This is a genomic window from Desulfomicrobium aestuarii, from assembly GCF_055385525.1.
This window is the reverse complement of the sequence record NZ_AP042427.1, coordinates 3,108,524-3,128,958: the sequence shown is the minus strand read 5'-3', so window position 1 is coordinate 3,128,958 and position 20,435 is coordinate 3,108,524. Positions and strand designations below refer to the sequence as shown.

Genomic DNA, 20,435 nt, shown 5'->3' with positions numbered 1-20,435 from the left:
GCGAATCCCGCCACGCCTTACGTGAAATCGACCAGTTCCTCTCCGTTCCCCATATCCACCCGCGCTTCGACCTTCGGCGTGCGGCTGACGACCCTGCCCCGGCGCACGACCCACAGCCTTGCCGGCCGCAGGCGCAGGGCCTCGATCTCGTCCGAGGCCTGCAGGATCACGAAGTCAGCGTTGCAGCCGGGCGCAAGGCCGTAACCCTCGAGCCCCAGCACCCGCGCCCCGTTCTCCGTCACGGCCCTGAACATCTTCCGCAGCCCGTCCATGCCGGTCATGTGCAGGGCGTGTGCCCCCATGTGCGCCACTTCGAGCATGTCGTGCGAGCCCATGGGGTACCAGGGGTCCATGACGTCGTCGTGCCCGAAGGCCACGTTGATGCCCATACCCATCAGCTCCGGCACGCGCATGAGCCCCCGCCTCTTCGGGTACGTGTCGTGCCGCCCCTGCAGGTTCATGTTCACCAGCGGGTTGCACACGCAGTGCATCCCCGCCTCGGCCATGAGCGGCAGGAGCTTCGACACGTAGTAATTGTCCATGGAGTGCATGCTCGTCAGGTGCGAGCCCGTGACCCGGCCCTGCAGCCCCAGCCGCTGCGTCTCGAAGGCCAGGCTCTCCACGTGCCGTGAATGCGGATCGTCGGACTCGTCGCAGTGCATGTCGACCATGAGCCCGCGCCTGGCCGCGATCTCGCACAGCACCCGCACCGACTCCCGCCCCTGGTCCATGGTCCGCTCGAAGTGCGGAATCCCCCCGACCACGTCCACGCCCTTGTCCAGGGCGCGCTCAAGCAACTCCACCCCCTTCGGCGCCCGCAGCACCCCGTCCTGGGGAAAGGCCACGAGTTGGATGTCCACGAAATCCTTCATCTCCTCGCGCACTTCCAGCAGCACGTCCACGGCCATGAGGCTCGGGTCCGTGGTGTCCACATGCGTGCGGATGGCCAGGTTGCCCTTGGCCACGCTCCAGCGCAGCAGCTTTAGCGCCCGTTCCTTGAGCCCCTGCGGCGTCAGATCCGGCTTCAGCTCGCCCCAGATCCTGATGCCCTCCAGCAGCGTGCCGCTCTCGTTGCGCCTCGGCATCCCCGCCGACAGCGTAGCATCCATATGAAAATGACTGTCCACGAACGGCGGCGTGACAAGAAACCCTTCGGCGTCAATGACCTGCGCAGCCTCGACCTCAATATCCGGCTCAACCATCACAATGCGCCCATCCTTGCACCCGATCTCAGTCAGCGCCTCCTGCCCAGGCAGGGCCGCGTTGATGACAAGCAGATCCAGCATGATAATCACCTCGTTTTAAGAGTGCCTCCGGCGGGCAGGGGGATAATCCCCCTGCACCCCTGATAGGGTCAAGGGGCGAGCCCCTTGCGGGGCGCGGGGCGGAGCCCCGCATTCAACCGGCGCGATATTTCAAGAAAAGAAGCCTCCGGCGGGCAGGGGATGATCCCCTGCACCCCAATAATTGGGTCAAGGGGCGCGCCCCTTGCGGGGTGCGGGGCAGCGCCCCGCGTCTCTTCCTCCACTACCGCTCCCCTTTGCGGAAGGGAACCAGCAAGGCCTTGGGGTAGGCGGCTTTGCGGGACATGGTGATGAGGGCGAGGATGGAGCAGATATAGGGGAGCATGAGGTAGAATTGGTAGGGGATGGCGGAGACGGATTGTTGTTGGACGCGCATCTGGATGGCGTCGAAGGCGGCGAAGAGGAGCGTGCCGATGAGCGCCTTGCCCGGTTTCCAGGACGAGAAGACGACAAGCGCGATGCAGATCCAGCCGCGTCCGTTGACCATGCCGATGTAGAAGGCGTCGAAGGCGGCCAGCGTCAGGAATGCGCCGCCCACGGCCATGAGGGCGGAGCCGGCCATGACCGCGCCGGTGCGCAGGCCCAGGACGGAGAGGCCCTGGGCTTCGGCGGCCAGCGGGTTTTCGCCGACCATGCGCAGGGCCAGGCCCAGGGGCGTGCGCAGCAGGACGTAGGCGGTGACGGCGACGAGGATGAAGGCCGTGAGCGTGAGGGCTGTCTGGCTGAAGAGGACCGGGCCGATGAAGGGCAGGGTGGAGAGCACGGGGATGTCCAGCGGCGCGAAGGGGACGATCTTGGGTGGGGTGGTGACCTGGGGCAGGATCATGCGGAAGGCGAAGGAGCTGAGGCTCGCGCCGAGCATGGTGATGCCCAGGCCCGTGACGTGCTGGGACAGGCCCAGATGCACGGTGAAGACGGCGTGCAGGAGCCCGAGGGCCGCGCCGACGCAGGCCGCGAAGAGCACGCCGCCCCAGAGGGTGCCGCCGAGGTAGACCCAGGTCCAGCCGGACATGCAGCCCGCGGCCATGATGCCCTCGATGCCAAGGTTCAGGACGCCGGCCCGTTCGCAGATCAGCTCGCCCATGGTGCCGAAGATGAGCGGGGTGGCCATGCGCACGGTGGCCAGCCAGAATCCGGTTTCGAAGACGAGGGAGAGGATGTCCATGTTATTTCCAGCGGATGCGGTAGCGGGTCAGGAACATGGCCAAAAGGACCGTGAGCAGGCTCACGGCCGTGGTCACGTCGGCGATGTAGTTGGAGATGGTGATGGCGCGGCTCATGGAGTCGGCCCCGATGTAGATGATCGCGATGAACACGGCCGAGAGGACCACGCCCAGGGGGTGCAGGGCGGCGAGCATGGCCACGACGATGCCGGAATAGCCGAAGCCGGGCGACAGATCGAGGGTCAGGTAGCCTTTGACGCCGCACAGTTCGCTGACCCCGGCCATGGCAGCGAGGCCGCCGCTCAGGAGCGCGGTGCGGATGATGGTGGCCCCTACGGGCATCCCGGCGAAGGTGCTGGCTTTCAGGCTTGCGCCGACTGCGCGGATTTCGAAGCCCCAGACCGTGAAGCGCATCATCCACCAGACAAGAAGCGAGCAGGCCAGGGCCAGGACGAAGCCCAGGTGCAGGCTCGACTTGGGCACGAGCACGGGTAGCATGGCGCTGTCGACCACGGGCGCGGCCTGGGGCCAGCCCATGGCCATGGGGTCTTTCCAGGGGCCGAAGACCAGCCAATTGACGACCAGCAGGACCACGAAGTTGAGGAGCAGGGTGGTGACCACCTCGTCGGCCTTGAGCCGGGTCTTGAGCCAGGTCGGGATCAGCAGGAAGAGCCCGCCGGCCAGGGCGCCGGACAGGAAGAGGAAGGGGATCATGAGCCACGCTTGCAGGTCGATCATGCCGGTGCCGAGCCACGTGGCCATGCAGGCCCCGACGTAGAACTGGCCTTCGCCGCCGATGTTCCAGAGCTTTGCCCGGAAGGCCACGGCCGCGGCAAGGCCGGTGAAGATGAGGGGGGTGGCTCGGGTCAGGGTTTCGGTCAGGGCGAAGGTCGAGCCCAGGGCGCCCTTGAGGAGCAGGCCCCAGGCCGCCAGGGGCGAGGCGCCGGCCCAGAGGATGAGCCCGGAGCAGATGGCCATGGCGGCGACGACGGCCAGGAGCGGCGCGCCGATCTGCCAGCCGAAGGCCACGGATTCGCGGGGTTCGAGCCTCATGCTGCCCCCCGGTGGTCGAAGGTCTGGCCGCTCATCATGAGCCCAAGCCGGGCGCGGTCCACGGTGGCCGTGTCCTCGGGCGCGGACAGGCGGCCCTGGTACATGACCTGGATGCGGTCCGAAAGCTGGAAGAGCTCGTCCAGATCCTCGGAGATGAGGATCACGCCGGCCCCGCGCCGGGCCGCGTCGAGGAGGTGCTGGTGCACGGCGGCCGTGGCCCCGACGTCGAGGCCCCAGGTGGGCTGGTTGGCCAGGATGAGGTGCGGGCCCTGGGACAGGACGCGGGCCAGGATGAGCTTCTGCATGTTGCCGCCCGAGAGTTTGCGCACCGGCGCGCCCAGGCCCGCACAGCGGATGTCGAAGACATCCATGAGCTGCGCGGCGCGGGAGGCCAGGGCCTTGAAGTTGAGCATGCCGCGTTTGGAAAATCCCGGCAGGCGGTAGATCTCCGTTGACAGGTTCTCCATGACCGTCATGTCCGCCACGAGCCCCGTTCCGGTGCGGTCGTCGGGCACGCGGCCGACGCCTGCGCTGATCATGGCCGCAGGGGTGGGGCGGCTCACGGTCTGTCCGCGCAGGATGACGCTGCCTCCGCTCGGGGCGACGATGCCGGACAGGAGGTCCGCCAGCAGGGCCTGGCCGTTGCCGGACACGCCGGCGATGCCGAGGATTTCGTGGGAACGTACCGAGAGGGTCGATTCGTCGAGGTCCGGCCCACGGTCCGGAGCGCTGGCGCGGACATGGTCCAGAAAGAGGACTTCCTCGCCGGGCTCGTGCGGAGTGCGCGTGGCCTGGGGGATGTTGGCGCCGACCATGGCCCTGGCCAGGTCCTCAGCAGAGGTGGTTTTGGTCGATGTCTCCAGCACCACGCGCCCGTGGCGCAGGACCACGCAGCGGTCGCTGGCGGCCATGACCTCGCGCAGCTTGTGGGTGATGAAGATGACGGACAGGCCCTGGCTGACCAGTTCGCGCAGGGTGGCGAAGAGGTGGTCGCTCTCCTGGGGGGTGAGCACGGCCGTGGGCTCGTCGAGGATGAGGATGCGGGCGTCGCGGTACAGGACCTTCAGGATTTCGACACGCTGCCGTTCGCCTACGGACAGGCCGCGCACCATCGCGTGCGGGTTCACGTGCAGCCGGAAGCGTTCCATGAGCGAGCCCAGCTTGGCCAGGGCGCGGGCGGAGTTGCGGCGGAAGCCCCACAGGGGCTCGGTGCCGAGCATGATGTTCTCGAGCACGGTCATGTTCCCGGCCAGGGTGAAATGCTGGTGGACCATGCCCACTCCGGCCGCGAGGGCGGCCCTGGGCGAACCAGGCGGCAGGGGGCGGCCCTGCACTTCCACGGTTCCGCGGTCTGCGACGTAGTGGCCGAAGAGGATGGACATGAGCGTGGTCTTGCCCGCCCCGTTTTCGCCCAGCAGGGCCAGCATCTCGCCGGCGTTCAGGGTCAGGGAGATGTCGTCGTTGGCCGCAAGGGGGCCGAAATGTTTGGTGATGCCGCGAAGCCGCAGCACGGGTGTGTTGGACATGGTGAAAAAAGGGGCCGGGATGTGCCGGCCCCTTGGGATCAGAAGGTGGATTTGGGTTCGTTGTCGTTGATCTCGACGACCAACTTGCCGGCCTTGATGGCGGCTTCGGCCTCGGCGACCTTGGCCTTGACGTCGGCCGGGATCTTGTCGTCGAACTCGTAGTACGGGGCCAGGGACGCGCCGCCCTTGGCCATCATGGTCCACTCGCGGTAGTCCTCGGCGGCGAAGGTGCCGGCCTTGACCCGCTCGATGGCGTGGTTCAGGGCCGCTTCCATGTGCCACAGGGCCGATGTCACGACCACGTCCTGGCCATTTTCCTGCTTGTTCATGTCGTTGACGTTGCCGAAGGCGATGATGCCCTTCTCGCGGGCCGCGTCGACCACTCCGGAGCGCTCGGCGTAGAGCACGTCCACGCCGGCCTCGACCTGGGCGTAGGCGAATTCCTTGGCCTTGGGCGGATCGTACCAGGAGCCGATGAAGGAGACCTTGAACTCCACGGCCGGGTTGGTCGCCTTGGCGCCGGCCATGAAAGCGTTGAAGAGGCGGTTGACCTCGCCGATGGGGTAGCCGCCGACCATGCCGATCTTGTTCGATTTGGTCATGGCCCCGGCGATCATGCCCATGAGGTAGCAGGGCTCGTGGATGTAGTTGTCGAACACGGCCAGGTTCTTGCCGTCGGGGCCGAAGGTGTCGCCCATGAGGTAGGCCACGTTCGGGTAGTCCTTGGCCACCTTGCGCACGTCGCGGGAGATGCCGAAGGCCTCGCCGACGACGAGCTGCACGCCGGCCTCGGAGTATTCGCGCAGGACGCGGATGTAGTCGGTGTTGGACACCTTTTCGCTCCAGACGTACTCGATCTCGCCGGTTTCCTGGGCCTTCAGGAGCGCCTTGTGCAGGGTGGCGTCCCATTTCTGCTGGATGGGCTGGGTGTAGATGCCGGCGACCTTGATCTTGGCGGCCATGGCCGTGGAGCCGAGGAGAAGGGTCACGCCGAGCATGACCAGAAGCAGGGTGCGTTTCATGGAGTCCTCTCGTTTCATGGTTGATACAATGGGCCGGGCCTGAAACAGCAGCAAGCGTGCCAGGAGATGCCGGCAGTCGCGGCGGGCGGAGTTCGCGGCCCTTCCGGATGACGGACCGGGCTTTGCGTCATAAGGCTGATGCCCAATCGGACCAATTTTGTCCATAAAAAAAGGATATTGGCATTGCGTTCATTGGCGGCCGGAGCTCCCCGGCGGTGAAGCAGGAGCGCTTGACGAAGCGGGGCAGGGCTAAGATGGCCTGATGCTTGACTCAATTTGTGAAAATGCTGTGCCGGGAGATGACCTAAATGGAAAATCCGGCCGTCCCCGATGACTCCGGAGCCACCCCTTGCATGGTAAGGGTTCGGGCACGTAACGGAGGGAAACGGCGGGGGCTTTCTCGCCCCTTCCGAACAGCCCAACCCGGGGAGACTCATGATCAGGATTGTCCTTTGCGCAGTCGTCGTCTTTGTTCTGCAGGTCTCCGCCTTCGCAGCCGGCGGGGGGCGTCCCGAGCTCCGTGCCATGCTCGGCCAGATGCTGCTGGTCGGTTTCCGGGGCGCGGAGTTGTCCGACGACGCCTCCATCCTGCGGGACATCCGTGAGCATGACCTGGGCGGGGTCATCCTCTTCGACCGCGACGTGCAGCTGAGGACGGTCGGGCGTAACATCCAGAGCCCCGCACAGGTCCGCGCCCTGTCCGCACGGCTGCAGGCCGCGGCACGGACCCCGCTCTTCATCGCCGTGGATCAGGAAGGCGGCAGGGCGCGCCGTCTGCGCGAGGACGCGGGCTTCCCGTTCAGCCCGTCGGCTAGGGCTATGGGGCAGAGTTCGCCGGATGCGACGTGGCAGGAGGGCGAGCGCACCGGGCGGCTGCTGGCGGGTCTGGGCATCAACCTAGATTTCGCGCCCGTGGCCGACGTGGACGTGAACCCGGCCAGCCCGGCCATCGGGGCCCTGGAGCGCAGCTTTTCCGCGGACCCGGAAACCGTCGCGGCCCATGCCGGGGCGTTCAGCCGGGGCCTGCTGTCCCGGGGCGTCCTGCCCTGCCTCAAGCATTTCCCGGGGCACGGCAGCGCCATGGCGGACTCCCACCTCGGACTGACGGACATTTCGCGGACCTGGAGCCCCGCGGAACTGATCCCCTACGAGCGACTGATCCCGCTTGGGGTCAGCCCCCTCATCATGTGCGGCCATCTCTTCCTGGAGCGCTTCGATGCGGACCACCCGGCCACGCTGTCGCCCGCCGTGCTGACGGGGCTCCTGCGCGAGCGGCTGGGCTTCACGGGCGTCATCGTCTCCGACGACATGCAGATGCGGGCCATCACGGCGCACTACGGGCTGGAGGAGGCCGTGCTGCGGGCCGTGGAGGCCGGGGTGGACATCCTGGTTTTCGGCAACAACCTGGACTACGACCCGGACATCGTGCCCAAGGCCGTCGACATTCTGGTCCGAGGCGTGGACAGCGGGCGCCTGTCGCGCCAGCGCATCGAGGCCTCCTTCGACAGGATCCGCAAGGCCAAGGCGCTGCTTGCGGCGCCGTCGGGGGCGATGCGTGAAGCCGCGGGAGACCGGTCATGAGCCGCGCGCATCGGACCCTGAAGGAACTGCTGGCCAAGGCGTCGCCCCTGCGTTCGGGCGATGTCCTGGCCGGGGTGGCGGCCGCCACTGAGGAGGAGCGCGTGCTGGCGCAGATGGAGCTGGCCGGCGTGCCGCTGGCGCGCTTCCTGGAGGAGCACGTCGTCCCCTACGAGGACGACGAGGTCACCCGGCTCATCATCGATACGCATGACAGGGACGCCTTCGCCCCGGTCCGCGGCCTGACCGTGGGCGAGTTCCGCGACTGGCTGCTGACCGACGCCGCCGACGGAGACGCCCTGGCCCGCCTGGCCCCTGGCGTGACCCCGGAGATGGCCGCGGCCGTGTCCAAGCTCATGCGCCTGCAGGACCTCGTGCTGGTGGCCTCCAAGTGCCGGGTCACGACCTGCTTCCGCAACACCATCGGGCTGCCCGGCACCTTCTCGGTCCGCCTGCAGCCCAACCACCCGACCGACGACCTGCGGGGCATCGCCGCCTCGACCCTGGACGGGCTGTGCTACGGCTGCGGCGACGCGGTCATCGGCGTCAACCCGGCCACGGACAGCCTGGACAACATCCGCCGCATCCTGGACATGCTGGACGGGATCATCTCCAGGTACGCCATCCCGACCCAGAGCTGCGTGCTGACCCACGTGACCACGACCATGGAGGCCGTTGAGGCCGGCGCGCCCGTGGACCTGTGCTTCCAGTCCATCGCCGGCACGCAGGCCGCCAACGCGAGCTTCGGCGTGTCCCTGTCCCTGCTGCAGGAGGCTCTCGAAGCGACCCGGTCCCTGTCGCGCGGCACGGTGGGCGACAACGCCATGTATTTCGAGACCGGCCAGGGCAGCGCCCTCTCGGCCGGGGCGCACCACGGCGTGGACCAGCAGACCCTGGAGGCCAGGGCCTACGCCGTGGCCCGCAGGTTCGAGCCGCTGCTGGTCAACACGGTGGTCGGGTTCATCGGGCCCGAGTATCTGCTGAACGGCAAGCAGATCACCCGCGCCGGGCTGGAGGACCATTTCTGCGGCAAGCTCCTGGGCCTGCCCATGGGCGTCGACGTCTGCCACACCAACCACGCCGAGGCCGACCAGGACGACATGGACGCGCTGTTGACGCTCCTGGGCGCGGCAGGCTGCACCTTCGTCATGGGCGTGCCCGGTGCCGACGACATCATGCTCAACTACCAGTCCACGTCCTTTCACGACGCGGCCTACCTGCGCAGGCTCCTGGGGCGAAGACCCGCCCCGGAGTTCGCGGTCTGGCTGGAGTCGTCGGGCGTGATGGACGGGAGCGGGCGGCTCAAGCCCATCGAAAAAGGCAACAGGTTGCTGGGCCTGCCGGATGGCGTCAGGGGGGAATCATGAAGAAAGGGAACGATGCGCCCGTCACGGTCAGCCGGGACCCCTGGGGCGAACTGCGGCGCTTCACCGCGGCCCGCATCGCCGTCGGCCGCAGCGGGTCGAGCCTGCCCCTGGCGGAAAGCCTGGCCTTCAGGCTGGATCACGCCCGGGCGCGGGATGCCGTGCACGCGCCGTTCCGCCGGGCCGAGCTGGCCGGCCGCCTGCGCGCGGGTGGCCTCACCTGCGTCGAGATGGAATCCTCCGTGGCCGGCCGGGAGGAATACCTGACCCGCCCGGACAAGGGGCGACGCCTGAGCGAACGGTCCCTCGCCGTGCTGAAGGACATGGCGGGAGGTTTCGACATCTGCCTGGTCGTGGGCGACGGCCTTTCGGCCCGGGCCATCCACGAGAACGCCGAAGCCTTTGTCCTGGCCTGCGCGTCCATGTTCGGGCGGGCCGGACTGAAGGTCTCGCCGGTCTGCTTGGTGGAGAACGCGCGGGTGGCCGTGGCCGACGAGATCGGGGAGATCCTGCGGGCCCGGCTGGCGGTCATCCTCATCGGTGAACGGCCGGGCTTGTCTTCGCCCAACTCCATGGGCGTCTATCTGACCATGAACCCGCGCGTGGGCGTCACGGACGAGGCGCGCAACTGCATCTCCAACGTGCGCGAGGGCGGACTGAGCATCGCGGAGGGCGTGCGCAAGCTCTGCTATCTTGTGGAAGAGGCTTTCAGGCTGGGGCTTAGCGGCGTGGGGCTCAAGGACAGAATGGCGGAGGGGTATCTGCCGTTCGGACTGCCGGAATCGGCGATTGAGGGCGCTGTGGGGAAAAACTGATGCAGCGCCCTGGAATCAGGCCGCCGCGCCTGACCAGGGCTTGATTTTCTGCAGTTCGGCCTTGAGGGCGCGTTCCGCGACTTCGGTGTCATGCGCGGCCTGGGCGCGGAGCCAATAGCCCTTGGAAAGGCCGAAGAAACGGCACATGCGCAGGTCGGTGTCCGCCGTGATGGCGCGCCGACCAGCCACGATCTCGCTGATGCGTTGCGCGGGCACGTTGATCTCTTTTGCCAGACGGTACTGGCTCACGCCCATGGGCTTCAGGAATTCTTCCAGGAGGATTTCGCCGGGAGTGATGGGTGCTAACTGGGTCATTTTTCGCTCCATTAGTGGTAATCCACTATTTCCACGTCTTCCGCTCCCGCATCGGTCCAACGGAAGCAGATCCGCCACTGGCCGTTGATGCGGATGCTGTGCTGTCCTGCTCGGTCGCCTTTGAGGGCCTCCAGCGATTGCCGGGCGGTATCCGCAGATCCTCCAGGCGGCCCGCGATTTCAAGCTGGCGAATCTTGCGCCGTGCGACCGCAGCGATATTCGAGAATCGACGGCAGTTGAGGCCGTGTGACAGCCTTTCGGTGAGGTCGCATTTGAAGGATATGATCACGACCCGACAATGACGTGTCGCATGATTAACGTCAAGCGTGATTATCGGGCCGCGGTTTTCAGATGAACGGCACCAGCTCCACCAGGCAGCTCATGGTGTTGAAGGCCTGGAAGGCTTCGACCACGTCGCTGCCGACGTAGCTGACCGTGAGGTCGTCCAGGCGCCTGGTGCGCGGGATCATGCCGGCGCGGTCGGCGCCCGAGGCCGTGGTGCAGCGCACGGTCAGCTCCACGTCCCCCTTCAGAACGAACGGCTCGACCTTGGGCGGGCTCTCCAGGGCCTCCCTGGCCGCGGCCTCGATGGCTCGGCAGGTCCGGGCCGGGTGTTCGCAGACCGCGGCGTAGGCGCCGATGGCTTCCTTGACGGCCAGGGTGCGCACGCCGGGCAGCAGCGCTTCGGCCTCGCGGCAGGCGGCCAGGTCGCCGGCCACGAAGGTCACGGGCACGCCGAAGTGTCCGGCCAGAGCGGCGTTCAGCCCGATCTCCCCGATCTTGACCCCGTTCAGGCGCACCTCCTGCAGGCGACCCGTGAAGGTGTGCACGATGCTCGCGTTCATGGTCCCGCCCATGGCGTGGTAGCCCACGAACATGGCCGCGGCGAAGGTCTCGTCGATGCCGTGCATCATGGACAGGGGCCGCGGCGAGCCCATGACCAGGCGGGCGCGCTCGTCGAGTTCCTCGGGCAGGAGATTGAGGCCCACGTTGTGGGAGTCGGACACGGTGACCTCCGTGGCCCCGGCCGCGAAGACCCCGCGGATGGCCGCGTTGACCTCGCTTGTCATCAGGCGCCGGGCCAGGGGGTATTCCCGGCCGTCCACGCGGGAGTGTTCGGGGCGGGCCACGCCGCCGACGCCTTCAATATCTGCGCTGATGTAGATTTTCATGGTTCGTTCCTATGTTCGGTTGTGAAGATGACAGACGACCTCGTGCCCTGGACCGAGGACGACCCGCGGCGGCTCCATGCTCGCGCAGTGCGGCATGGCCTCGGGGCAGCGGGGGTGGAAGCGGCAGCCCGGCGGCAGGTCCACGGGGCTCGGCACGTCGCCCGTCAGGCGGGCCAGGTCGCGGCGCTGCGCCGGGTCGGGCACGGGGACCGAGGCCAGCAGGGCCCGCGTGTAGGGATGGGCCGGGGTCTCGAAAAGCGCTTCCGTGGGCGCGGTCTCGACGATGGCGCCCAGGTACATGACCGCGATGCGCCGGCTGACGTGCCGGACCACGGTCAGGTCGTGGGAGATGAACAGGTAGGCGTGGCCGCGCCTGGCCTGCAGGTCGCCCATGAGATTCAGGATCTGGGCCTGGACCGAGACGTCCAGGGCGCTGGTGGGCTCGTCCATGACCACGAAGGCCGGGTCGGCCACCAGGGCGCGGGCCAGGCCGATGCGCTGGCGCTGGCCGCCCGAGAACTCGTGGGGGTAGCGGTCCAGGCATTCGGGCCCCATGCCGACCTCGGCCAGGCTGGCCGCGGCGCGCTCGCGCAGTTCGCCGCCCCTGGCCAGCCCGAGGATTTTGAGCGGCAGGGAGACGATGGTCCCCACGGTCATGCGCGGGTCCAGGGAGCTCTGCGGGTCCTGGAAGACGACCTGCATGCGCGCCCTGGCCCGGGTCAGTTCCGCGCCCGTGAGACGCGTTACGTCGACGCCCTCGAAATGGATGGAGCCGCTGTCAGGGTCCAGCAGGCGCAGGATGAGGTTGCCCACGGTGCTCTTGCCGCTGCCAGACTCGCCCACCAGCCCGAGGGTCTCGCCCCGGTCCAGATGGAGGGACACCCTGTCCACGGCCTTGAGCCAGCGCTTCCTGCCTTCCAGGAACCCGCCGCCCATGGGGAAGGCCTTGCACAGGTCCTGCACGCGGAGCAGTTCGTCGCTCATGGCAGCCCCCCCGACGTGAAAAGATGGCAGGCCACGCTGTGGTCCGGGGCCACGCGGACCATCTCCGGGGCCACGTCGCTGCACCCGCCGCTCTTGGCGTGCGGGCAGCGCGGGCGGAAGCGGCAGCCCGGCGGCGGGCCGATGGGGCTGGGTACGCTGCCTGGGATGGCGTAGAGTTCGCCGCCCGAGGACCTGCCCGGGATGGAGGCGATGAGGCCCTGGGTGTACGGGTGGGCCGGACGGGCGAAGATGCTGCCCACATCGGCGATCTCGACCACCTGCCCGGCGTACATGACGGCCACGCGGTGACAGAGCTGGGCGACTACGCCCATGTCGTGGGTGACGAAGAGGATCGAGAGGCCCTGGCGCCCCGCCAGTTCGGCCAGGATGGCCAGGATCTGGCCCTGCACCGTCACGTCCAGGGCCGTGGTCGGCTCGTCGGCCAGGAGCAGGGCGGGGTTGCAGATCAGCGCCATGGCGATCATGACGCGTTGGCGCATGCCGCCCGAGAGTTCGTGGGGGAAGGCCCGCAGCACGGACCGGGGTTCGGGCAGTCGCACGGCGTCGAGCATCTCCAGGCAGGCGTCCGTGGCTTCGGCCCGGCCGGCCTTGCGGTGGGCGCGGACCACCTCGCGCATCTGGTTGCCCACGGTGAAGACGGGATTGAGGCTGTTCATGGGCTCCTGAAAGATCATGGAGATGCGTTCGCCGCGCAGCCTGCGCATCTCGCTCTGCGGCAGCCGCAGCAGGTCGCGGCCCTCGAAGAGGATTTGGCCGCCGTCGACGCTTCCGGGAGGGGTGGGAATGATGCGCAGGACCGAGCGCGAGAGCACGGACTTGCCGCAGCCGGATTCGCCCACCAGACCCATGATCTCGCCCTGGTTCACGGTCAGGGACGCCCTGTCCAGGACGCGCGCCCGGCCCTGGTAGGTGTCGAAGCTGACCGAGAGGTCGCGGATGTCGAGGAGCGGGGCGCTCATCGCCTGATCCTCGGGTCCAGGACGTCGCGCAGGGCGTCGCCGAAGATGTTGAAGCCGATGACGGTCACGAGGATGAACAGGCCCGGGAAGGTCGCGTACCACCACTGGTCCATGAGAAACTTGCGGCCTGAGGCGATCATGGCCCCCCATTCCGGGGTCGGCGGCTGGGCGCCCAGGCCGATGAACGACAGGGACGCGGCGATGAGGATGGCGTCGCCCAGCGTCAGGGTGGCCAGGACGATGGCGGAATTCAGGCAGTTGGGCAGGATGTGGCGGCGGATGATGAAGCCGTGCCCGGCCCCGGCCACGCGGCTGGCGGCCACGAACGGCAGCTCGCGCACGACCAGGGCCTCGCCGCGGACCAGGCGCGCGAACTTGGGGATCATGACGAAGGCCGTGGCCAGGATGGCGTTGACCAGGCTCGGCCCCATGGCCGCGGCCAGGGCCAGGGCCAGGATCAGCGACGGGAAGGACAGGATGACGTCCATGAGCCGCATGATGACGTTGTCGATCTTTCCCCCGAAATAGCCCGACGTCGCGCCGATGAGCGCCCCCGTGACCCCGGCCACGGTGATGACCAGAAGGCCGATGGACAGGGAGATGCGCGCTCCGAAGAGCACGCGCGAGAAGATGTCGCGGCCGAGCTCGTCGGTGCCGAAAAGGTGGGCCGCGCCGGGTGCCATGAGGCGCTCGCCCAGGGATAGCCTGACCGGGTCGTGCGGTGCCAGGAGCGGAGCGCCCACGGCCAGCAGCACCATGGCCGCGATGACGACGCCGCCCATGACGGCCGAGGGGTTGCGCGACAGGATCTTCAGAGTGAGCTGCAGTTCGCGCAAAAACGGGTGTGCGGCCACGGTCGTCCCCTAGTAGCGGATGCGCGGGTTGAGGAATGCGTAGAGCACGTCCACCCCGAGGTTGATGACCACGTAGGCCGTGCTGGCCAGCAGGGTGAAGCCCATGATGGCCGGGAAATCGAGGGAGTTGATGGAGTCCACCACGTATTTGCCCATGCCGGGCCAGGCGAAGATGGTCTCCGTCAGGATGGCCCCGCCGAGGAGTTCGCCCAGGGACAGGCCGGCGATGGTCACCGTGGGGATGAGCGAATTCTTGAAGGCGTGCTTGAAGACGACCCGGGCCGTGGACAGGCCATTGGCCTTCGCGGTGGTGATGTAGTCCTGGCCCAGGACCGCGATCATCGAAGAACGCACGATGCGCGTGATGACCGCCAGATACACGTAGGACAGGCAGAAGGCCGGCAGGATCAGGTGGCTCAGCACCTCCTTCAGCAGGGCCCAGTCCCGCGCCAGGACGGCGTCGATGACGTAGAGCCCGGTCACGGCTGCCGGCGGCGAGCTGGTGATGTCCAGGCGGCCCGAACCCGGCAGCCAGCCCAGGTTGCGGTAGAAGAGCAGCAGCAGCATGAGCCCCAGCCAGAAGACCGGGGTGGATACGCCGATGACCGAGAAGACCCGCGCGACATGGTCGGCCAGGCGGTTGCGTTGCACTGCTGCCAGAATTCCCAGCGGAATGCCCACGGCCAGGCAGAGGACGAGGCTGGCCAGGGTCAGTTCCAGGGTGGCCGGGAAGAAGTCGGCCAGGTCCTTGGTCACGGGCCTGTGGTTGCGGATGGACTGGCCCAGGTCGCCCTGCATGAGGCCCGTCATGTAGCGCACGTACTGCACGGGCAGGGGCCTATCCAGGCCGTGCTCCCTGCGGATGGCCTCGACGGCCTCCTTGCTTGCCTTGGGCCCGACGATGATGCGGGCCGGGTCGCCGGGGATGGCGTGGGAGATCAGGAACGTCAGGATGCTCACCCCGATGAGCACCGGGATGGCTGCCAGGACGCGCTTGATGATGTAGGCGAGTATCCGCATTCGTTCCAGGGAATCCCGGCCGTGCATCGCGCCCGGCCGGGACAGGGAGTTATTTCTTCGAGATGGCCTCGAAGTTGTACATGGATTCGAGCATGGGGTTGAACACGTAGCCCTGCACATTGGCCCGCAGGGGCACGATGGTCTGGATCTGGTAAAGGAAGATGTAGGGAGCGTCCTGCATGATGATGTCCTGGGCCTCGCCGTAGAGCTTCTTGCGTTCCTCGACCACGGAAGACACTTCGGCCTTGCGGACCAGTTCGTCAACCTTGTCGTTCTTGTAGAAGCTGCGGTTGCCGGGCAGGCCGGCTTTGGCCGAATCGAACCAGAAGTTCATGAACATGTAGGGGTCGGCGAAGTCCGGGCTCCAGGCGCCCAGGCACAGCTCGAAGTCTCCCTTGTCGATCTTGTCGCGCAGGGTCGGGTTGGCCATGAGTTCCAGGTTCAGCTTCACGCCGATCTCGGCCAGGTTGGCCTGCATGACCAGGGCGATCTGCTCCCAGGTGGCGCGGCGTTCGGAGTAGATGAGCGTCAGTTCCAGGTTCTCGGCGCCGGCGGCCTTGAGCAGTTCCTTGGCCTTGGCCGTGTCGCGCTTGTACTGGAAGACATCCTTGCGGTGCCCCCACATGCCGTCGGGGATGGGGCCGCGCATCTGCACGCCGTTGCCCTGCAGGACATGGTCGATGATGCCCTGATAGTCCACCGCGTAGGACAGGGCCTGGCGCACGGCCGGGTTCTTCAGCTTCTCGTTCTGGCAGTTGACGTAGACGTACTCGACCATCTGCGAGGGAAAGCGGTTGACGACGACGTCCTTGTTCTTTTCCAGGGCCGGGATCTGGTCGATGAGAATGTTCTCGGCGATGTCCACGTCGCCCTGCTCCAGGGCCATGCGGCGGTCGGCGGACTCGGCCATGAAGCGGATGATGACCTTCTTCAGCTTGGGCGCGCCGCCCCAGTAGTTCGGCTTGGCTTCGAGCACGCAGCGCTGGCCGCGCGTCCATTCCACGATCTTGAAGGGGCCGCTGCCGTCGACGTTCTCGGCCAGGAAGGCCTGGGCCTTGTCGTCGTTCACGGCCTTTTGCGCGACCTTGGGGTTGATGATGGACGCGCCGTCGGTGGCCAGGGTCTGCAGGAAGGGGCCGTAGGGGTTCTTCAGCGTGATTTCGAGGGTGTAGTCGTCGACCACGGCCATGGAGGCGATGGCCGTCAGGTTGTCGGCCGGGCCCTTGCCGATGGCGATGGTGCGGTCGAAGGAGTAGCGCACGGCTTCGGCGTTCAGCGGGGAGCCGTCGTCGAAGGTGATACCCTTGCGGATCTTGAAGGTCCACTTCAGCCCGTCGGCGGACACGGTCCAGGACTCGGCGGCCATGGGCTCAACCTCGGTCAGGCCGACCCCGTCCTTGACCTTGTACTTCACCAGGCGGTCGTAGCAGGGGTAGATCTGCCGCCAGTCGTAGTTGTCGCTCGACACGCCGGGGTCCAGGGTGTGGATGTCCGAGGATACGCCCACGACGAGCGTGTCCTTGTCCGCGGCCATGGCTGCGGGGGCCAAGGCTGTGATCAGCAGCAGAAGGCAAAGTGTCCAGATGCGCATGCTCCGATACCTCCATACATGAGTGGGTGGAAAGACGAGGCCACGGAATGCGAGTAACACCGGACGATAAGCACTGTAAAGTGTCCGTCTTTTTATGCTTATTGGGAATTGTTGTGTACATGCGAAATTGTACGATGCCATCCTGATACGAACAGGACGTCTTGCAGGATGCCGCGGCGCGCTTGCGGCCCGGCGCAGCCTGCCGTAGCGTGTCCGCATGAACGCTTTCGCCCTTCACCCCACCCTGGCCGCGGACTGCCACCTCCTTGGGAGTTGGCGGGATATTCGCATCCTGCTGCATCGGGACGCCCATGTGCGCTGGTTCATCCTGGTCCCCGAAACCGAGGCCACGGAGTGGCACGAACTGCCGCCGGACCTGCGCGGGCGCCTCTCGGAGGCGTCCTCGGCCATCTCGTCCATGCTCAAGGCGGAACTGGCCTGCGACAAGGTCAACATCGCCGCCATAGGCAACCTGGTGCCGCAGTTCCATTTTCACGTCATCGGCCGCCGGAGGAGCGACCCCTACTGGCCCGGAGTGGTCTGGGGGCGGGTCACGCCGGGGTGCGGGTACGAGGAGGGAGAGGTTGAAGGGTTGAGGGACGGGACGCTGGCGGTTCTCGCGCGCCTGGCGGGGGAGTGATCGGCCGTGCCGGGGGAGATTGAGGATCCGTCCTCTGGGTGGCGTGCTTGGGTGCGGGCCGCGCGGCTGCCGTCGCAGATGTACATCTTCTGGCCCCTGCTTCTGGGGCAGGCCCTGGCCATGGGCCATGGATTCTCCTGGGAGATCGTCCTTGTCTGCCATGTCTACGGCCTGGCCTGCCAACTCTACATTGTCTTCGCCAACGACCTGGCCGACATGGACACGGACCGCAGAAATTTCACCTTCACGCTGTTCTCTGGAGGCTCCCGGGTGCTTGTGGAAGGCCTTCTGTCGAGGCGACAGCTGGCCCGGGCGGCAGTCCTTTGCGCAATCCTCTCGGTTCTGGCCGGGGTGTGGCTGGGGCTTCGGCACCACAACTGGCTGCCCCTGCCGCTGATCCTTTTCGGGTTGGTCCTGCTGTGGGCCTACAGCTATCCGCCCATGCGCCTGTCCTATCGGGGCGGAGGCGAGTACCTGCAGATGATCGGGGTCGGGCTCGTTTTGCCCATGATCGGTTTCAGCGCCCACTCCGGGACACTCGCCGGGCTGCCCTGGACGCTCATGCCTCTCATGCTCGCCCTGTCCCTGTCCTGCGCCATGGCCACGGCCCTGCCCGATGAACCCTCCGACCGGGCCGACGGCAAGCGCACTCATGCCGTGCGGTTCGGCCTTGCGGGCAGTGTCCGGTCCATCCTGCGGCTCAACGCCCTGGCCCTGGCCTGGCTCGTGTTCGTGCCGTTGCCCGGGACGACGCTCCTGACCAGACTCCTGCCGGCCCTGCCGTGCCTGGCGCTTCTGCTGGCGAGCATGCGCCTGACGGCCGCCCGTCCGGGCGAGCGCGGCATGCTCCTCTTCGTGTCCGCCCAGGTGGCCTTTTCCCTGACGCCCATGATCGGCCTGGCGATCCTCTATCTGATTTCCTGACTCCGTCTCACTCCTGCGGATCCAGCAGCACCTCGCCCCGGAATCCGTCCACGAGGCCGGCCTCGGCCAGTTCGGGGGGGACGGGCTGACGCAGGAAGAAGTTGCGCAGCTTCAGGGACACGTCCCAGATTTCCTCCCAGCGCATGCCGTCGCGCAGGCTCCCGGTCAGCGCGTCGATGCGCGTCGCGAGACCCGAGTGGCGCACGAAGGCGCCGTAGGCCGCCGGGGGGAGGAACAGGGTCGGGGGCACGGTGAAGCCGTGCAGGGCAGGCGCCTCAGGTTTGCGGCCTTGGCTCCGCTCATGGGCGGGAGTTCCGCGGCGCCGGGGCCGGTGACGAGGAGGGGGCGGATGTTCATGCTCCGTCAATGGCTGTTTTGCAGGACAAGGGCAAGGCTCTCGCGCACGGAAAGGTGTCGGATGCGGCCGAAGAGGTCGCGGCACTGCTCGATGCCCAGGCCGCCGACGATCTGCAGGACCATCGCCTCGGCGTCCATGTGCGGAAAGGGCGAGGCGGACTCGAAGCTCTCGTCCTTTTCCATGAGCCGGTTGTAGACCACCGCCCGGGCGGCCAGCAGGCTCTCCACGGCGCGGTCGCGCGGCGCCCCGAGCAGGTGGCGGAAGGTCAGCAGGTCCCCGGGCGGGATGAGGCGGCGCCGGCCGTGGCGGGCGAGGCAGGCCTCCTCCATGAGGTGGATCGTCCGGACCCGGCCATGCCCCAGGGCCCGGATCATGAGCCCGACCATGTCGTGATGGATGGCGCCGCACTCGACGTAGGCCCGGCCGCGGGCGGGCAGAAGTTCCGCAAGGGTTGCCGCGCGGTCCCTGTCCATGTCGGAGATCTTCGCGGCGTCGGCCATGGCGAAGTCGTTCACGGCTGCCAGTATCCCATCGAAATCCTTCTTCCCGGCCGCCGCGTAGAAGGCCAGGAGCTTCGCGCTCCACTCCCGTTCCCGGGCATACACGGCCCACGGCCTGCCGCCCGTGGGGATGTCGCCGGGTCCGTTGCCCGCGGCGAAGAACTCATGGATGCCCGCGAGTTCGTCCATCCAAGGGTGCACTTGGCGGACGGCCGCCCCGCTGGCGTGCAGGACCTGCAGGGCGCGACACAGGGCCGTGGCGTACTCCGGGAACTCGAAGTCCGTGAGCATCAGGTACTCGTCGATGGGGAGTTCGCCGGCGAGCATCTCCTCGAAGCCGGGCGTGCGCGGTTCCTCGAGGACGATCAGGTCATGGCCTTCCATGGCCCGGGCGGCGAAGGGCGCCGTCTCGGGGCGGAAAACGGTGAAGCCGAGGGTGACGGTCGAAGTTTCGGACATGTGCGCAGCGTACACGCCGTCCGCCCGGGATGGCGAGGGGTATTTGACCACCCTGTTACGGCCTGCCGGAGATGTTGCGTCATCGGTGCGCCTCGTCTACACCCCGAACCGACCACACACTGCGCCCGCACGGAACGGTACGGGTGGTTCCGATCAACATCCTGCACAGGGCGGACATTGTGACCATTAACGCTGTCGGGCGCCGATGATCCGCGACGCACTGATCAAGACCGTCGCGAGCCTCTGCGCAGCCTTGGTTCTCCTGGGAGTCATCGGCTACGTCTTCGAGCCCGAACTGGAAGCCTTCGCCCGCTGGGTGGCCGAACGCCTCGGGGTTGGCGGGCTTGCCGCCATCATACTGGTCACGGACACCTTCATCCCTCCTTTTCCCAACGACGTCCTGCTGCTGGTCATCGCCAAGAGCGACCTCAAGGCGGGGTGGCCGCTGCACGTAGGCGTGCTCGGAGCGGCCTCGGCGCTGGCGGGAACCCTGGGTTGGACCCTGGGCAGGTGGCTTGGCAGGAACTCCTTCATGCGCGCCGTGCTCGGCGAATTCACGGCCGAGCACGAAAACCGCATCCGCAAATACGGCTTCTGGGCAGTCCTGGCCGGCGCCCTGACGCCGTTCCCCTTCTCCGTGACCTGCTGGGGCGCGGGCGTCCTGGGCCTTGGCTTCCGGCCGGTGCTGGCGGCCAGCCTGTTCAGGCTCCCCCGGTTTTACCTCTACTACGGGGTCATCGTCACCGGGGTGTCGTTTTTCGGCAGGGTCTGAGCCGTTCCATCCCGTCGGTCGTCTTGCCTGGATCGCTACGG

Annotated in this window: 20 protein-coding genes and 1 pseudogene; 6 read left to right on the top strand and 15 right to left on the bottom strand. The window is 67.3% G+C overall.

Features of this window, described 5'->3' with window-relative positions; genetic code table 11:
- Positions 1-17: 17 nt before the first annotated feature.
- The 5 genes from ACZ5AC_RS14480 to ACZ5AC_RS14460 form a co-directional block, all read right to left on the bottom strand.
- Positions 18-1,286 carry an amidohydrolase family protein gene (locus ACZ5AC_RS14480; protein WP_464248281.1) on the bottom strand — a complete coding sequence of 423 codons (1,269 nt, stop codon included), beginning with the start codon at positions 1,284-1,286 and terminating at the stop codon, positions 18-20.
- Positions 1,287-1,527: 241 nt separating this feature from the next.
- Positions 1,528-2,469, bottom strand: coding sequence for an ABC transporter permease (locus tag ACZ5AC_RS14475; RefSeq protein WP_464248280.1), 942 nt, complete (start codon positions 2,467-2,469; stop codon positions 1,528-1,530).
- 1 nt (position 2,470) lies between these two features.
- Entirely contained in the window at positions 2,471-3,520 is a 1,050-nt protein-coding gene (locus ACZ5AC_RS14470; RefSeq protein ID WP_464248279.1) for an ABC transporter permease, read from the bottom strand.
- Positions 3,517-5,046: an ABC transporter ATP-binding protein gene (locus ACZ5AC_RS14465; protein ID WP_464248278.1), complete on the bottom strand. Its 1,530-nt coding sequence runs from the start codon at positions 5,044-5,046 to the stop codon at positions 3,517-3,519. Before ACZ5AC_RS14465 ends, ACZ5AC_RS14470 begins: the two co-directional genes overlap by 4 nt.
- Before the next feature lie 38 nt (positions 5,047-5,084).
- Positions 5,085-6,068: a BMP family protein gene (locus ACZ5AC_RS14460; protein ID WP_464248277.1), complete on the bottom strand. Its 984-nt coding sequence runs from the start codon at positions 6,066-6,068 to the stop codon at positions 5,085-5,087.
- Positions 6,069-6,503: 435 nt separating this feature from the next.
- Here ACZ5AC_RS14460 and ACZ5AC_RS14455 point away from each other — a divergent pair, with 435 nt between their 5' ends.
- From ACZ5AC_RS14455 to eutC, 3 genes are read left to right on the top strand one after another with little or no spacing between them, the layout of a single operon-like run.
- On the top strand, positions 6,504-7,649 hold the full coding sequence (locus ACZ5AC_RS14455) for a glycoside hydrolase family 3 protein (protein WP_464248276.1): 1,146 nt from the start codon (positions 6,504-6,506) through the stop codon (positions 7,647-7,649).
- Complete coding sequence (locus ACZ5AC_RS14450) at positions 7,646-9,013, top strand: ethanolamine ammonia-lyase subunit EutB (protein ID WP_464248275.1); 1,368 nt, start codon at positions 7,646-7,648, stop codon at positions 9,011-9,013. The genes ACZ5AC_RS14455 and ACZ5AC_RS14450 overlap by 4 nt, the downstream gene beginning before the upstream one ends.
- Positions 9,010-9,825, top strand: a complete 816-nt coding sequence (gene eutC, locus ACZ5AC_RS14445; RefSeq protein WP_464248274.1) for an ethanolamine ammonia-lyase subunit EutC — start codon at positions 9,010-9,012, stop codon at positions 9,823-9,825. The genes ACZ5AC_RS14450 and eutC overlap by 4 nt, the downstream gene beginning before the upstream one ends.
- 15 nt (positions 9,826-9,840) lie before the next feature.
- Here eutC and ACZ5AC_RS14440 read toward each other — a convergent pair whose 3' ends face one another.
- From ACZ5AC_RS14440 to ACZ5AC_RS14405, 8 genes and pseudogenes are all read right to left on the bottom strand, one after another.
- A complete protein-coding gene (locus tag ACZ5AC_RS14440; RefSeq protein ID WP_028577874.1) occupies positions 9,841-10,140 on the bottom strand; it encodes a HigA family addiction module antitoxin in 300 nt (99 codons plus the stop codon).
- Positions 10,141-10,151: 11 nt separating this feature from the next.
- Positions 10,152-10,429: pseudogene (locus ACZ5AC_RS14435) on the bottom strand (type II toxin-antitoxin system RelE/ParE family toxin).
- Positions 10,430-10,487: 58 nt separating this feature from the next.
- Positions 10,488-11,312, bottom strand: a complete 825-nt coding sequence (locus tag ACZ5AC_RS14430) for a M55 family metallopeptidase (RefSeq protein ID WP_464248273.1) — start codon at positions 11,310-11,312, stop codon at positions 10,488-10,490.
- Between the two features lie 9 nt (positions 11,313-11,321).
- Complete coding sequence (locus ACZ5AC_RS14425) at positions 11,322-12,296, bottom strand: ABC transporter ATP-binding protein (protein WP_464248272.1); 975 nt, start codon at positions 12,294-12,296, stop codon at positions 11,322-11,324.
- On the bottom strand, positions 12,293-13,276 hold the full coding sequence (locus tag ACZ5AC_RS14420) for an ABC transporter ATP-binding protein (protein ID WP_464248271.1): 984 nt from the start codon (positions 13,274-13,276) through the stop codon (positions 12,293-12,295). The genes ACZ5AC_RS14425 and ACZ5AC_RS14420 overlap by 4 nt, the downstream gene beginning before the upstream one ends.
- Positions 13,273-14,130, bottom strand: a complete 858-nt coding sequence (locus tag ACZ5AC_RS14415) for an ABC transporter permease (protein ID WP_464248270.1) — start codon at positions 14,128-14,130, stop codon at positions 13,273-13,275. Before ACZ5AC_RS14415 ends, ACZ5AC_RS14420 begins: the two co-directional genes overlap by 4 nt.
- Positions 14,131-14,139: 9 nt before the next feature.
- Positions 14,140-15,150 carry an ABC transporter permease gene (locus ACZ5AC_RS14410; protein ID WP_464248269.1) on the bottom strand — a complete coding sequence of 337 codons (1,011 nt, stop codon included), beginning with the start codon at positions 15,148-15,150 and terminating at the stop codon, positions 14,140-14,142.
- A 49-nt stretch (positions 15,151-15,199) separates the two neighbouring features.
- Positions 15,200-16,741: an ABC transporter substrate-binding protein gene (locus ACZ5AC_RS14405; RefSeq protein WP_464248268.1), complete on the bottom strand. Its 1,542-nt coding sequence runs from the start codon at positions 16,739-16,741 to the stop codon at positions 15,200-15,202.
- A 217-nt stretch (positions 16,742-16,958) separates the two neighbouring features.
- Between ACZ5AC_RS14405 and ACZ5AC_RS14400 the strand changes: the two genes are divergently transcribed.
- Positions 16,959-17,381: an HIT family protein gene (locus ACZ5AC_RS14400; protein WP_464248267.1), complete on the top strand. Its 423-nt coding sequence runs from the start codon at positions 16,959-16,961 to the stop codon at positions 17,379-17,381.
- A gap of 6 nt (positions 17,382-17,387) precedes the next feature.
- On the top strand, positions 17,388-18,305 hold the full coding sequence (locus ACZ5AC_RS14395) for a UbiA family prenyltransferase (RefSeq protein WP_464248266.1): 918 nt from the start codon (positions 17,388-17,390) through the stop codon (positions 18,303-18,305).
- Positions 18,306-18,312: 7 nt separating this feature from the next.
- Here ACZ5AC_RS14395 and ACZ5AC_RS14390 read toward each other — a convergent pair whose 3' ends face one another.
- Together ACZ5AC_RS14390 and ACZ5AC_RS14385 are read right to left on the bottom strand one after the other, a co-directional pair.
- Positions 18,313-18,555, bottom strand: coding sequence for a hypothetical protein (locus ACZ5AC_RS14390; protein WP_464248265.1), 243 nt, complete (start codon positions 18,553-18,555; stop codon positions 18,313-18,315).
- 113 nt (positions 18,556-18,668) lie between these two features.
- Positions 18,669-19,622 (bottom strand): hypothetical protein, encoded by a 954-nt coding sequence (locus ACZ5AC_RS14385; protein ID WP_464248264.1) that lies wholly within the window; start codon positions 19,620-19,622, stop codon positions 18,669-18,671.
- A 205-nt stretch (positions 19,623-19,827) separates the two neighbouring features.
- On the opposite strand from ACZ5AC_RS14385, the gene ACZ5AC_RS14380 reads away from it, so the two are divergent.
- Complete coding sequence (locus ACZ5AC_RS14380) at positions 19,828-20,394, top strand: YqaA family protein (RefSeq protein ID WP_464248263.1); 567 nt, start codon at positions 19,828-19,830, stop codon at positions 20,392-20,394.
- The last annotated feature ends 41 nt before the right edge of the window (positions 20,395-20,435 follow it).